The organism is Paracoccus sp. MBLB3053, assembly GCF_031822435.1.
GTDB lineage: Bacteria > Pseudomonadota > Alphaproteobacteria > Rhodobacterales > Rhodobacteraceae > Paracoccus > Paracoccus aurantius.
Genome location: NZ_JAVQLW010000004.1, coordinates 67970 through 80873 on the forward strand (window position 1 = coordinate 67970; position 12904 = coordinate 80873).

9 protein-coding genes are annotated in these 12904 nt (G+C 57.4%); 4 read left to right on the forward strand and 5 right to left on the reverse strand.

The annotated features are described in order from the left end of the window. Positions 1-201: 201 nt before the first annotated feature. A complete protein-coding gene (locus RGQ15_RS18895; protein WP_311162330.1) occupies positions 202-1134 on the reverse strand; it encodes a SphA family protein in 933 nt (310 codons plus the stop codon). Positions 1135-1755: 621 nt separating this feature from the next. Here RGQ15_RS18895 and RGQ15_RS18900 point away from each other — a divergent pair. Further along, a complete protein-coding gene (locus RGQ15_RS18900) occupies positions 1756-2391 on the forward strand; it encodes an NAD(P)H-binding protein (RefSeq protein WP_170295359.1) in 636 nt (211 codons plus the stop codon). Positions 2392-2512: 121 nt separating this feature from the next. Next, the gene (locus tag RGQ15_RS18905; RefSeq protein ID WP_155097651.1) at positions 2513-3103 is read left to right on the forward strand and encodes a TetR/AcrR family transcriptional regulator; all 591 of its coding nucleotides are present in this window, start codon (positions 2513-2515) and stop codon (positions 3101-3103) included. A gap of 260 nt (positions 3104-3363) precedes the next feature. Here RGQ15_RS18905 and RGQ15_RS18910 read toward each other — a convergent pair whose 3' ends face one another. Continuing rightward, complete coding sequence (locus RGQ15_RS18910) at positions 3364-5484, reverse strand: hypothetical protein (RefSeq protein ID WP_155096829.1); 2121 nt, start codon at positions 5482-5484, stop codon at positions 3364-3366. A 784-nt stretch (positions 5485-6268) separates the two neighbouring features. On the opposite strand from RGQ15_RS18910, the gene RGQ15_RS18915 reads away from it, so the two are divergent. Further along, positions 6269-6646 carry a nuclear transport factor 2 family protein gene (locus RGQ15_RS18915; RefSeq protein WP_311162331.1) on the forward strand — a complete coding sequence of 126 codons (378 nt, stop codon included), beginning with the start codon at positions 6269-6271 and terminating at the stop codon, positions 6644-6646. Between the two features lie 167 nt (positions 6647-6813). After that, entirely contained in the window at positions 6814-8277 is a 1464-nt protein-coding gene (locus RGQ15_RS18920; RefSeq protein ID WP_311162332.1) for an amidase, read from the forward strand. Between the two features lie 419 nt (positions 8278-8696). Here the strand turns inward: RGQ15_RS18920 and RGQ15_RS18925 are convergent, their stop codons facing one another. The 3 genes from RGQ15_RS18925 to RGQ15_RS18935 form a co-directional block, all read right to left on the reverse strand. Next, positions 8697-9350 carry an ANTAR domain-containing response regulator gene (locus RGQ15_RS18925; RefSeq protein ID WP_311162333.1) on the reverse strand — a complete coding sequence of 218 codons (654 nt, stop codon included), beginning with the start codon at positions 9348-9350 and terminating at the stop codon, positions 8697-8699. Positions 9351-9425: 75 nt separating this feature from the next. Then, positions 9426-10586, reverse strand: a complete 1161-nt coding sequence (locus tag RGQ15_RS18930; protein WP_311162334.1) for a transporter substrate-binding domain-containing protein — start codon at positions 10584-10586, stop codon at positions 9426-9428. A 223-nt stretch (positions 10587-10809) separates the two neighbouring features. Then, positions 10810-12897 (reverse strand): hydantoinase B/oxoprolinase family protein, encoded by a 2088-nt coding sequence (locus RGQ15_RS18935; protein ID WP_311162336.1) that lies wholly within the window; start codon positions 12895-12897, stop codon positions 10810-10812. Positions 12898-12904 lie beyond the last annotated feature (7 nt).

Here is a 12904-nt window from a genome sequence, read left to right on the forward strand (position 1 = left end):
GGTATCGAAATGGGGTCGTCGCGGGTCGGGCTTCACTGTTTTTGGTGCAGTCGAAGTCTGGCGTAGCTTGGTAGCCGGTCGCGACATCCTTGCCGTAAGCCGGGCAAGATTGGTCTCGCTTGCCGCAACCTTCCGCTTCAGCGAGGATTCGGACAAGGACCAATTCGCGGCTTGGGCCAGCCGACGTCGGCCTCCGCAACTTCAGAACTTCCCGGCGATGGTCAGGAAGACTGCGTCACCCTTCATGCGGTTATCCACGTCGATCTCGTGCGCCCATTTGAAGGTCAGGTCGATCTCGTTGCCGTTCGCCAGCTTGCTCTTGTAGGTCAGCAGGGGGCCGATGGCGATGGAACTGCCGCGGAAGCCATCATGGTTATCAGCGAAACCGCCATCATCGTCATCATCCTGTATCTGGTAAAGAAAACCTGCCAGTGCCCCGACGGCCAGTTGCTCATTGACGCTTTTCGTCATCGATACATCCAGATGGGCCACGGCACCGCTGTAGTAATCGGTGTCAGGGTTCCTCGTGTTGATATCGACGCCGAACTTGGCGGAAAGGTCCAAGCCCTGTTCCGGTATCAGGCGGGTCACGCCGATTGCCGGGGTGAAGGTCCAGTAGTTCAGGCCGATGAAGGCAATGTCGCCGCTCTCCCATTCACCGGTCGGAGCGGTGACGGTTAGAGAGGACGAGAAGAACATGTTCATGGCGTCGTTGTGCCAGCCAAGCGCGACCGGGGCAAAGGCGATATCCCCCAGGCCCGCCACGTCCTGATCTGTGTCGATCGGACCGAGCTCCGCCGTGGCGCCGGTCCAGCCGAACGGCAGCGCGAACTGAAAGGAGTAGGTCCAGTTTCCGGGGAGGCTTTGTTCAGGAACATAGACTCCGGCCAACGCGGTGACCCACATGTCGGCCTCAAGCCCGATGGCGATCCGTCCCTCGCCGAAGGGGACGGTGTCGCCCGCCTCGCCGTGGTAATAGGCATTCTGGATCCCCCAGTATAAGCCTGGTGCGGGCGGCACAACACCGGCCCCAGGGCCCGCGAAGATGCCAGGGATATAGCGGCCTGCCACCGCTTCGGTCGCCCGCGCCTGTGGCGCCGCCGAGGTCAAGAGCGCGGCTGTGACTCCGATCAACAGAAGCGAGGAGCGTGCTCTCGCACTGCGGACCGTTCGCCTTTCAATGCTGAGATTTTCTAACGTGTCATGCATTGACAACTGCCTCCAATGCGAAACCGAAAAGCGTCGACATCAGCGCCGTAGCCCGGTGCACGCAACCAAGCTATCGCAAGCGCCGCGGTGAGTCTTTCGTCACTTCCACAATTGAACGAGCATGTTGCAAACTGGTATCGACGAGATCGATTAGCCCGTTGCTGGATGACTTGACTACGCTGGCAAGAGCGTCCGCTTTTGCCCGACCTTCACTATCCGAGGGCAGGTCACTCGCCTGAGCCAAACCAGCCAATTGATGTCCCACAGCATGTTGGTCGGAGCCCTTTGCTGTCGTTCGAGCCCGGTTTGAGGCACGGATCCCTTCGCCCGTGCAGTGGCCAATCCGGATCTGGTGGAGCGCTTCCGCCGTGGCGCAGCGCTCAATCAACCGGACAGTGCCACCTTCTACCAGGGCGAGGAACGCGGATATACCGACTATCCGACGCTCGATGATGCTGCCTGAGCAGCCAAACACGCGGGCCGGGGATGTGCCCCGGTTCGCAGCTTGATGGTCCTCTGGACCGTTTCGGAAAGGCGGCGGGAGCCATGACGGACGAGATATTGGTGGTCGGAGTCGGAGGACTGGGCAAATGCATGGTCCTCGAAGCACTTGGCCGAGGCCTACGCGTGTCGGTCCTCGTTCGGAATCGGACGAAGCTTGAAGCAGATCTTGGCAAGGAGATCGACCTTCAACTGAGCCAAATCACGGTCGGGGACGCCTTGCGGCCTACGGTCCTCGACGCGGCCATGGCCGGGGTGGATGTCGTGCTGTCCGGGAAGGGCGCCGATCCGGAACTGGCTGCGGCATTGGCAGATGCGGTCAAACGCAATCGGGTGAGCAAACTCTGCTGGCCGGCTGGCACCACGAATGTCATGGCCGAGGACGGGATCACGCCGAACTACAATAAACTTGCTCATCTCGGAACCTGGGTCGAGCGGGCCTTTCACGCCCATGCCGCCTGCATCGCGGCCATCCGCGCGGCGGACATCAACCATGTCATTTTCTGCCCCGGCCGCATGGCGGGTCTGGGCCGGCGAAGCCCGGATGTCGAAGCATCGCTGCGTATCAACCGCGATTCGGGCCCCTTCGTGTCTTACGAGGATGCCGCATGGGTGATGCTGGAAGCCGCCACCACTCATGAATATGACCGTCAACTGGTGAGCGCCGCAACGACGGTCTGACCCTTCGGTCTCGCCGGCGAAGCCTGCGGCCAACTTACATCGGCAAATTCGGAGACGGGTCGCCAGAAAGCGTGGACAGGCACCGGTTTGCAACCTAATGCCGACAGAAAGAGGATCGAAAATGGCGCGTCCAAGAGAGTTCAACGAAGACGAAGCCCTGCTGCAGGCAACCCGGCTGTTCTGGAGCAAGGGATATGAAGGCACGTCGATGTCGGACCTGCTGCGCGTGACGGGCCTGAGCAAAAGCAGCCTTTACGACACTTTCGGCAGCAAGCGCGCTCTCTTCCTCGCAGCTTTCGAGGCCTATCGACTTGAGAGAATGCGGGTCATGCGCGGGTATCTGCAAAGCGGGACGACCGCCTATGACGCGATTGCCGCCTTCTTCGCGATGGTGCTGGAGCATGCGCGTGCCGCCGATCGCCCCTTCGGCTGCATGAGCTGCAACGAAGCCGCCGAGATGGCACCCCATGACGAGGAAGTTCAAAATCTGATCGAACGGGACTTTGACGGTATGGAAACGGCCTTCGCCGAGGCTATCGAGCGCGGTCACGGAGACGGCTCCATCCCCCTCGAAAACGATGCAAGACAGTTTGCCCGCTTCCTGAATGCGACCCATCACGGAATTCAGATACTGGCCCGCACCAAGGGTAATGTGGAGCGAATGGACGATGCCGTGACGGTAACGCTTCGCGCACTGAGGTCAGTAGGGTGACGGACTGACTGCGACAACAAGGTCAGGATCTGAGGCCTCATTCTGAAGATATCGTCAGCTCACAAATATAGTTGTGAGGGGTTGCAGCGACTATGGCGAGCGGCAGGTTTGTCCGCATTTTTAACCGCGGCCGAGAGCATCTCGCTGCGCGGTGTCTGAGGGGCGGCTTTGGTGAATGCTGCTGCGCAGCATAGTGACAGGCCGACCGGCAGGTTAGGGCCGTGCATTCCTTAGCAGGTTTGACAGCGTCAAATCTTGCATCACTCAGCAGCTACGTGAGACTTATCCTCCGCATCGCTTGGCTCCGCCTGAAACACCGTTTGACCATGTCGTTTCATGCCGGCAGCATCCAAGAGGGCACGATTATTTTCACGTGCTGTCCTCAACACATAGTCCCACGGCAAAGCATCAATTGTTACGCCCTCGAAGTCGCCTTTCAACGTAAGTTGCCTAGCAGCTCTATTGTGGATATAATCCCAAGAAGCAATTTGCGTCTCAAAGCCACCCACAAAGTCAGCAACTATCGTGCAATGGAAACGGCAGTCACTTGAAACCTTAATAGGTCTACGGCCAACCCCTTCAATCTGTCCGCCCCGAATAGCTTTTACATATTTCTGGACCTGCAACTGAACGTTTTCTTCTGGCCCATAGCTCTTCCTACCAGGGTGCTTAAGTTCCACGATGAAAACCTTAGACTGCAGTTCGACATCATCGACCAGTTCATCACCATTCTGACTGCTCACCGAACCAAGGCCAAAAAGGGTATCCCACAGAACCAAGTCCGGACGATCATCTTGCGTATTGTCCTTTACAAAGGTTCGCAACGACACATCTGATGTAAAGCCTGCCGTAAATGCTAGTCGCTCATCAAGAATCCACAAGTCATGTGACGACGGCTCACTCTCAGTATGGCCGGCCCCTGAATACTGCATTGGAGCGAGGAGGGAGTGTAATGTTTTCTCCAGATGGTAAACATCTTCCTTACCATCACGCTCTCTGACGCGACGGATCAGAACATCCAAAAGATCAAGGACTACTCTTCTCCGAGCGGCATGGTGCGCCAAAGCGTTACGCTCGTTCTCATGAATGCCTGCCGCTGCCGAACGGATCGCATCAGAAAAGTCCACCGGTAACTTGTCGCCAGTAACAACAGCGTTAACCAAATGCTGTAAGCGCTCCTCTCTTTTTCTTTCAGCACGCATGCGTGGTATCGCGAGAGCACTTGCGAAGCTTTCCGCACTGGTAGCACTAGTGGGAAGCGACGCGAAAATCTCACTGGCTTGCCCGTAGCCAAAGATTGGCTGTTCTTCCAGAAACTTATCGAACGAAGCTCGGCGCTTAGCATCAAAAGCTTTGACCTGTTCTGCAATAAAGTCCTTACGCGCCATTTCAACGACGAGTTTTACCAGTGCAGCAATGTCTGTCTCAGGCATAGTAAATGCCGTGCGGCTCTCTGATGTGCGTTGGTCTAGATAGTCACTCGACACAACCAAATGCATCGACAGATTATCGTTACCATTATCTGATAGAGATGAGATTCCAAGTAAATCATCAATTTTTCTGGTTTCTACAGTGCGCCCATTTCCTAATAAATGCACATGGTGCTTACCCGGCAGTCCCCGACTTGTCTGCTTATCACAAAGATATCCAATAACGTTCACGCTTGCTTTGCTATCCCAATCCAAGATAGGAAGCGTTACAGGACCCTTCATTACCAGCTTTTGAACTTCCGAAGGATATTCGACGTCAAGCTCGACTCCGTGCTTGCCCTTACAGGTTAGATTAATATGCGTGCCCGCCCCGCTCAAAAAGTTTGCAATAAACTCTGAAGCGAAATGTCCCTGCAATACAGGAGCCTTTAGGGGATAATTATCCCTATACGGCCCAAAGCTAACCCCGTGTAACCTGACGACGGTTCCCGTCTGATTCTGGGGCCAGCTTTCTACAGGATCAATATCTGTAATTTGATCCTGGTCCTTCAGTTCGAACTTAAATGCCCGAGTGGAAATTACGTCACCCTCAATAAAACGACTTTCCACTTCCACGTGTGAAAACGCATCAAGCCAGAAAAGGCGACCCACACCCTTTCCGCCCTTTTTCTCTTTATAATCAGTATCTACAGTGCAAAATGCTTTAAATCTTTGTTGATCAAGTCCAATCCCATTGTCGCGCACGATCATTGAAACCTGCTCGGTTCCCAGCCCCTGCACAACGATACTGACCCGACCCTCATAAGAGGTGCCAAGCGCTTCTGCTTGATCATCAATCGCCATGAGTGCATTACTGACAGCCTCAAAAAATGGCTTCAGCGCTTGCGCTGCATTTCCTGGCTTGGGTAGCTTACGAATACGATTTCTTAAATTCTCTTGCAGCGTAGCCATAACAACCTCTTAGTATCCTGTATATATGGCGGACCTCAGAGAGGTTGTCACCGATTTTGTAATGGCAGCACGATCATCTTCAATGACATAAGGAGCAATGCACCGACTCCCAATTCGCCGTCCGCGCCTCGGAAAATATACTTTAATTATCAGTCACTTACCAGATGTGGATGTGACGGTCCAGCTTTCGCTGCAAAACTCACGAGCGGCCGCTATCTCAGATTGCTGCGGATGCTGTGCCGCATGGCCGAAGGTCGGGTCACTGCCCGGCGGGTAGTTCATGTCGAAAGTTTGTGAACACTCCCGTGGGGCGGACGCGACCGGGCGGTTTGTCCCGCATCGCTCCCATGTCATCACGGGTTTCGCTGCGCGTAGCCTGAGGGGCGGCTTCGCGGAATGCTGCAACGCAGCATGGTGACGGGCCGATCGTCAGCAAAGGGCCGAGCCTTCCCACTAGAGAGTCAGGCCGCCACCTCCGCCAAATCTGCTCATTGCCGCACTGCAGCATGTCGTTCGGAGCCCGAGGACGAAGCCGCTCGCGAGGCAGCATGTCCCCCGCGAGCCCTTCAGCGACATTCGGGCCTATCGCAGCGAATTCATAAGCAGCGCGACTGTAGCATCAGGGCCCCAGCTGACCGCAGCCCCTCGACTATGACGAATGCTGCCTCACGGCACACTTCATCGCGGACATTCATAGTCCTTTGGATAAAGTCTTCGCAGGTCGTGGTACTTTCGCGCCGGAAGCAGCAACTACAATAATGCCGATTCAGATGGAGTATGATTTATGGCAAGCCTACCTGATGTGATCCAAGCCTATATTATCGCCTACAATGACAAGGACGTTGAGGGGATGCTGGCCTGCCTCTCCGACAACGTGTCTTTCCGCAACATTTCGGGCGGTCAGGTGACGGCGGAGGCATCGGACAAGCAGTGCCTGGCAGAGATGGCGAGATTCGGGGTATCGGCCTTTGAAACACGGCTGCAAACCATCACCAACGCGATCACCGTCGCCGACACAACGCTGGTCGAGATCGCCTATTCCGCCGTGGTCGCGAAAGACCTTCCGAACGGATGGAAAGCCGGGCAAGAACTGGCCTTCTCCGGGGCATCCTCGTTCCGCATCGTGGATGGCGAGATCGTTAGCATCGTGGATGAGAGCTGAAGCTCCGCAAAGGTTGCTGTCGCGCAATTCATAAGACCGGCAGAATATCGGCAGTCCTCTGCAAATCAGGGGGTTTTCGCGTCACGAGCCCGTTGCGGACATTCACGTTCAGGGCTGCGGTTCTTTCACTTCTCCCATAGACCGGCCGAAAGGAAATGGGGAAACGCATGGCACTGCCCCCGAACAAGGGATTTGATCGTTTGGCAAAGAACACGCCATTAAGCCTGACCCTGCTTGAGTTGACCCACGCAATCACTCAGCGTCAGTGGACTGCTCGCGAGCTTGCGGAAGCATCGCTGTCTCGGATCGAGGAGCTTGACCACGGCCTGCATGCCTTTTGCACATTGGACGAGACGGCCTTGGAGCAGGCTGATGAAACCGACCGTCGCCTTTCCGCCGGTTTGCCCGTGGGACCACTGGCCGGCGTTCCGGTTACTGTGAAAGACCTGATTTGCACCCGAGGGATGCGAACAACTTTTGGATCACGCCTCTATGCGGATTTTGTGCCTGAGCAAGATGACATAGTTGTCGAACGCCTGAGAAAAGCTGGTGCGACAATAATCGGTAAGACAAACACGTCTGAATTCGGTTATGGTGGCGTTGGCCACAATCACGTTTTCCCCACAACCCGCAATCCCTGGAATGTGGCACTGACGCCGGGTGGGTCGAGCGCCGGTTCGGCAGTAGCCGTTTCCACCGGCATGGTTCCATTGGCCTTGGGCAGCGATGGCGGCGGTTCGATACGCATCCCAGCGTCACTTTGCGGCGTCTTCGGCATGAAGCCGTCTTGGGGACGGGTGCCTCTATACCCAAGCTGTCGCGATCCACGTTACCCCGGACAGTCCGGTTGGGAGAGCCTTGAACACATCGGCCCCATAACCCGAAACGCAGCCGATGCAGCTCTCGCTCTCTCCACGATATCCGGTCCGTCGGGCTACGATCGTCATTCAGTTCCGTCACAGAGTGGTGACTGGGTTCTGGCCGGCTTGGACACGATGGCAGACGTCCGTATCGCCTATTCGGGCGACCTCGGGTTTGCGATCGTGGATTCGGAAGTGTGCTCTGTGTTTGAGCAGGCTGTCGAGCGTCTGAGGACGGCAATCGGCCATGTCGAGTGTGCTTATCCTGCCGTTGGCAATACCGAAGGATTGCTCGACACGCTTGTTGCGCTTGAGACGGATAGGGCTGGTCTGAAAGCCATGGCTGCGGAAAAGGGCATCGAGTTGGATGGCTGGATCGGAAGCATCCTTGAGCGAACCTGGACCGGCGACCAGTTCACAGCCGCCATCATGGAACGCAAGCGCATCGCAAATATCACTGCGGACTTCATGCGCGATTTCGATTTTCTACTGACCCCCACAACCGCAAGCGCGGCCTTTCCAATTGATACCTACGGTCCCGACAAGATTGCTGGGCATATGCTGCCACCGTCGGCCTGGGTTCCGTTTTCCGCGCTCGCCAATTTCACCGGGTTGCCTGCCGCCTCGGTGCCCATTGGTTTCACCCAGGATGGCAGACCGATCGGACTGCAGATCATGGGGCGCCATCTGGACGACAAGGGCGTCCTTAGTCTTAGCGCCATTGTGGAGAAGCTCTTTGCGCAAGACCGTAGCTCAACGCCATCGGTCTGACCCGAAAGGGCTGCCGCGATTGATTAGGGCACAAAACAGATATCTGTCGCGAAGTCTAAAAATCTGAAGGGCAGCTTCGTCCGCTTCTCTGCGATCTCATCACGGGCTTCGCTGCGCGGTGCCTTAGGGGCGGCTTCGGCGAATGCTGCCGCGCAGCATGGTGACAGACCGAACGGCGGCTCTGGGCCGCTCGCGCGACTAACCGGGTTCCAGTTGTGCTGACACCCAAAATGCACGACGACAGATCGCCGGAATCGCGAGAGCGAACATTGGTTCGCTTTGCAATAAATGTTCCGCCCGGAAGTCCTGAGCGGGCTAAAGCACCACCTGTCGGCGGCACAATGCTGGAGCGGTTAGACTACCTGCTCTCTCAACTGCTTAAATTACTGTCGGCACGAGAACCCGGGCGATCCTCTCCCTCACTCTTCCCGGTTCAGAATAACTCCCTCTTCGCGCCAGTTCAGGCCAGAGAGCACTTCGCCGGAAACCATATCCACCGTGGTGCGCCGCTTCATCGCCATTTGCCGAAGCACGCCATAGGCTTCCTTCTCTGACTGGCTGTCGGTCAGCATGATTGCAAGCTTGGCACGCTCGACAAGGCGGCAGGATTCGAGCTTGGCCTGCATACGGGCCAGATTTTGCCGGAGGCGCTGCTCTCGCCGGTGATTATTGACCGCCGCCAACAGGTTGGTGAGGATACCAAAGGGCCGGATCGGCAGCCCGATCACCGCATTCACCCGCAAGTGCAGCAAGCGGTCGATCGATAGCGGGTTTTCGTAATCGATGACCGCGATCAGCACGGGCGAATGATCATCCGCCTGCCAGTTGAAGGTGAGCCGGCTTTCGATCAGCCGGTCGAGCATGACAAAGACGATGTCGACGTCTTCCGCATAGGCAGCAGGCGGCGGCCAGATCTCATTGACATGGCAACCGATCCTTTCCAGATGCGAACGAAGTGCCTGATCGCCGCCATTTTCGGGTTGGACAAGAACGATCTTGAGGAGCCGCAGATCCTTGATCAGAACCGGGTTTTCCTTGTCGCTGGCCAAGGGCTCACTTCGTCCGACGTGCATTTCAGACCCTTTTGCCCTCGGCGCGCGTGCGCCCTGTAATCGCTCTCAATCTATTTTCACCCGATGTTCAGATGGTCATGTCCATTCTGGCGTGGCGATTGCCGCGTCTTGGTCTTCGCTGGCCAAGGAATAGGTCGTCCGGTATGGGTCCGGACGAATGGCGGCATCCGTCTGGTCGACGATGTCGAACTGCCCATCGCTGCGGGCGATGCCGATCTTGGGCCAGACATGGCAATGCAGATTGGACGGATCGATGGAAATCCGGCCCTGCAAAGCGTCGAATGAGGCGTCCAGAATTCCCGCGCGGATCGAGTCCATATTGTCGGTGCTGCCAGTTCTCATGGCCTGCGCGACCATGTGGGTCTGGGTATAGGCGGCATCCCAGCACATATTGGCCGCTGGCGGTTCACCCATCGCTGCCTCGTAGCGCGCCAGCATCGCGATATTTGCCGGATTGGTTTGCGAGGCGAAATATGTCGCAGCGGTTATATGGCCCTCGGTTGCAGCAGTGCCGATCTCCTGAATGTCGGCCTCGCTTGTCGTCAGGCTGCATACCATCGCCCGGCTGGCATCTAGCCCATGCCCCTTATAGGCGCGGTAAAAATCGAGATTGGATTGGCCAACGAAGTTGTTGAAGATGATTTCCGGCGCGCAGCGCAGGATATCCTTGATCAGACTGTCGAATTCCGCCGGGGATGCCGTATCGCTCAGATAGCGTTCCCCCAGCACCTCGCCGCCGCCCGAGCGGATCAGATCGCCCATGATGCGGCCGGATTCGCGCGGCCAGACATAGTCGGAGCCGACAATATATATACGCGGCGCATGATGCTTCAGAAGATATTGCGCCAGAAAGACGCTGTTCTGATTGGGCACGGCGCCGAAATAAATGATGTTTTCGGAATATTCGAAGCCTTCATATTGCGCCGGATAGCATAAAAGGCCCGCCGCCCTTTCAAGCACGTTCAGAACGGCCTTGCGCTGGCTTGAGGTATAGCACCCCAGGATCACCTTGATCTTGCCGTCCGACAAAAGATCAGCAGCCATGGCCTGATAGGCTGCGGGCACTCCCGCCGGATCACGGTAGACCGGCACCAGCTCGCGACCGTTGATGCCACCGGTTTGATTTATCTCGTCGATGGCAAATGTGGTTGCCGCCAGCATGCTGCGCTCAGTCACGGCGGTCCAGCCAGTTTGCGAGAACATGACCCCGATATGGACCGAATCTTCTCGTTTCATTCTGCGCAACCCCTTCCTTCAATTATGCGGTGATCTGGAATTCAAATTTCCCCAGTGCCACGGATCTTCAGGCTGCAAGTTCGACGCTAGGCGCGGGTTGCAAAACGGGTCAAGGATCTGCGAACCCGCTGCCCTGGCAAACCTTGGAATTTTGTGGATTGCCTTGTGCTTGTGCAGTTTGCCCGGGGCACAGGCGGCGGGTTACCCAGCCGCCCAGGAAGTGTCAGGCGGCTAGTTTCACCCGCTCCTTGGCCTCAAGGCTGAGCACCGCCAGTGACTTGCCCCAATAGGGTGCCACCCGGCGCTTCATCATCTCGCGGAACTGCCGCGTGGTATTGGCCAGCAATTCGCCATTACCCCAGTCAAGAATGACACCATATTGCCGGACGCAATCCATGACATTCAGCTCTTTCGCGCGATAGCCGGCGGCAATGGCTTCCGGGTCCGCGTCAAGCCAGCCCAGTCGGGCACCGGCGATCCTGGCGCGCTCGACAGCAGTTGCCGTTTCGTCGACTTCGTATTCGGCAAGGTCGGGATCAATGACGCGGATGACGACGCCATAGTCGATGCGTGCGCGCTCGACGCTGACATATTCGTCGGCCACATCCTCGCAGACCAGTTTCGGATCGCGCATCAGCGGATCGCCAACCCCGCCGCCACCCGCCGAGGGACGGGTGAAGACGTCATCCAACTCGATCGGCAGGTTCGAGAAGATCGAGCCAAGATAGCGCTCTTTCTCGGTGCCCTTGTTGAGCCAAACCCCGTGCGGGATCGAGGGAAGGCCGCCCCACATCCCCCAGGTGACCGAGCGCTCGCGATCGCAGCAATAGGAGACGACGATGCGCTCGCCCTCGAAGACTGAGCCGCCTTTTTCCGCGCCGAGTCCGCCCCGCGCTTCGCCGGGACCGGCAGAGTCCTGCACGAAATCGTGGCACTTGGTCAGGACTGGGGCCAGCCGCTCCTGTCCCTCCAACGGCTGGACGCCGTATTGCGCACCAAAGACAGGGGCGGTGGCGTTGAAGCCGTCGCGACCGTTGCGCCCGCCCCAACCACCGGCCATCCAGTCATACCACATGAAATAGGGACGGCCCTGAATGCGGGTATCGCGGCCACCGACCAGCAGATATTCGAGGTTGAAGGCGCAGCCCATAGTCCGCTCGGGCATGATATCCGCCCAGAGCCCAAAGACCGAGTTCATCAGCTTTTCGAATGGGCCCGAGCAGAAACCGGCGCAGGGGCTGGGCCATTCCGCGTTGACCACGGTTCCGGGCTCGCCGACATTGACCGTCACCGCCCGATACAGGCCGGAATTCAGCGGCAGGTCTGGGAACTGGTATTTCGTGCCCGCGACAATCCCAGCGAAAGAGCCACCATAGGCCGCATTGAGGAAAGTCGAGATCTGCGGATGCGATCCGGACAAGTCGTAATGTGCGTGATTGCCCTCGATGGTGAACTTGATCTTGATCGGGATCAGTCCCTCTTCGAGCTTGGGGTCTTGATCAATGTAATCCTCGGCATACCAAGTGCCGTCGGGCAGTTCGGCCAAACGGTTGCGCATCAGCACCTCGACCCAGTCCTGCACTTCGCGGAAGGCAATCTTGATGGTCTCGACGCCGTATTTTTCGCAAAGCCGCAGGATTTCGCGCTCGGCCACGGCGGTTGCCTCGGCCTGAGCCTGCATGTCACCGATCACATCGCCCGGATTGCGGGTATTGGCCGCGATCATCTTGGCCACATCCTCAAGCCAGACGCCCTTGCTCCAGATGCGGACCGGGGTGATGCGCAGCCCTTCGCCCATATGATCCAGCGCAGTGATGTTGAACGAGCCGGGCGTGGCGCCGCCCATATCGGCCCAATGGCCATTGGCCTGCGACCAGCCGATCAACTCGCCCTTGTAGAACATCGGGCGCAGGATGCGCGTATCGTTGAAATGGCTGCCACCCCGGAAAGGGTCATTGATGATGAAGACATCGCCGGGATTGATGTCATCGCCGAATTCTTCGATCACTGCCTTGCAGGTATAATGCAGGGTGCCCACATGCGCGGCGATATCGCCGGTGCCCTGCATCACCAGATTGCCCTCGGGATCGCTGAGGCCAGACGAAAAGTCGCGGCAATAGATCACGAAGGAATAGCAGGTGCGCAGAAGTTGCTCGGCCATCTGGTCGACGATATTGACGAAGGCGTTGCGCAGCACCTCGAAGGTGATAGGGTCGAGTTCGGACTTGAACTCGGTCAGCCGCTTTTCGGCGGGCGGCGGGAATTGGATGCCCTTGTCGGACAGGGTCATGAGTTGCTTTTTGCCGGTCATGCCGGTC

Coding starts and splice junctions, on each gene's coding strand:
- RGQ15_RS18900 (WP_170295359.1), top strand. CDS start 1,756: ATGACGGACGAGATATTGGTGGTCGGAGTCGGAGGACTGGGCAAATGC.
- RGQ15_RS18905 (WP_155097651.1), top strand. CDS start 2,513: ATGGCGCGTCCAAGAGAGTTCAACGAAGACGAAGCCCTGCTGCAGGCA.
- RGQ15_RS18910 (WP_155096829.1), bottom strand. CDS start 5,484: ATGGCTACGCTGCAAGAGAATTTAAGAAATCGTATTCGTAAGCTACCC.
- RGQ15_RS18915 (WP_311162331.1), top strand. CDS start 6,269: ATGGCAAGCCTACCTGATGTGATCCAAGCCTATATTATCGCCTACAAT.
- RGQ15_RS18920 (WP_311162332.1), top strand. CDS start 6,814: ATGGCACTGCCCCCGAACAAGGGATTTGATCGTTTGGCAAAGAACACG.
- RGQ15_RS18925 (WP_311162333.1), bottom strand. CDS start 9,350: ATGCACGTCGGACGAAGTGAGCCCTTGGCCAGCGACAAGGAAAACCCG.
- RGQ15_RS18930 (WP_311162334.1), bottom strand. CDS start 10,586: ATGAAACGAGAAGATTCGGTCCATATCGGGGTCATGTTCTCGCAAACT.
- RGQ15_RS18935 (WP_311162336.1), bottom strand. CDS start 12,897: ATGACCGGCAAAAAGCAACTCATGACCCTGTCCGACAAGGGCATCCAA.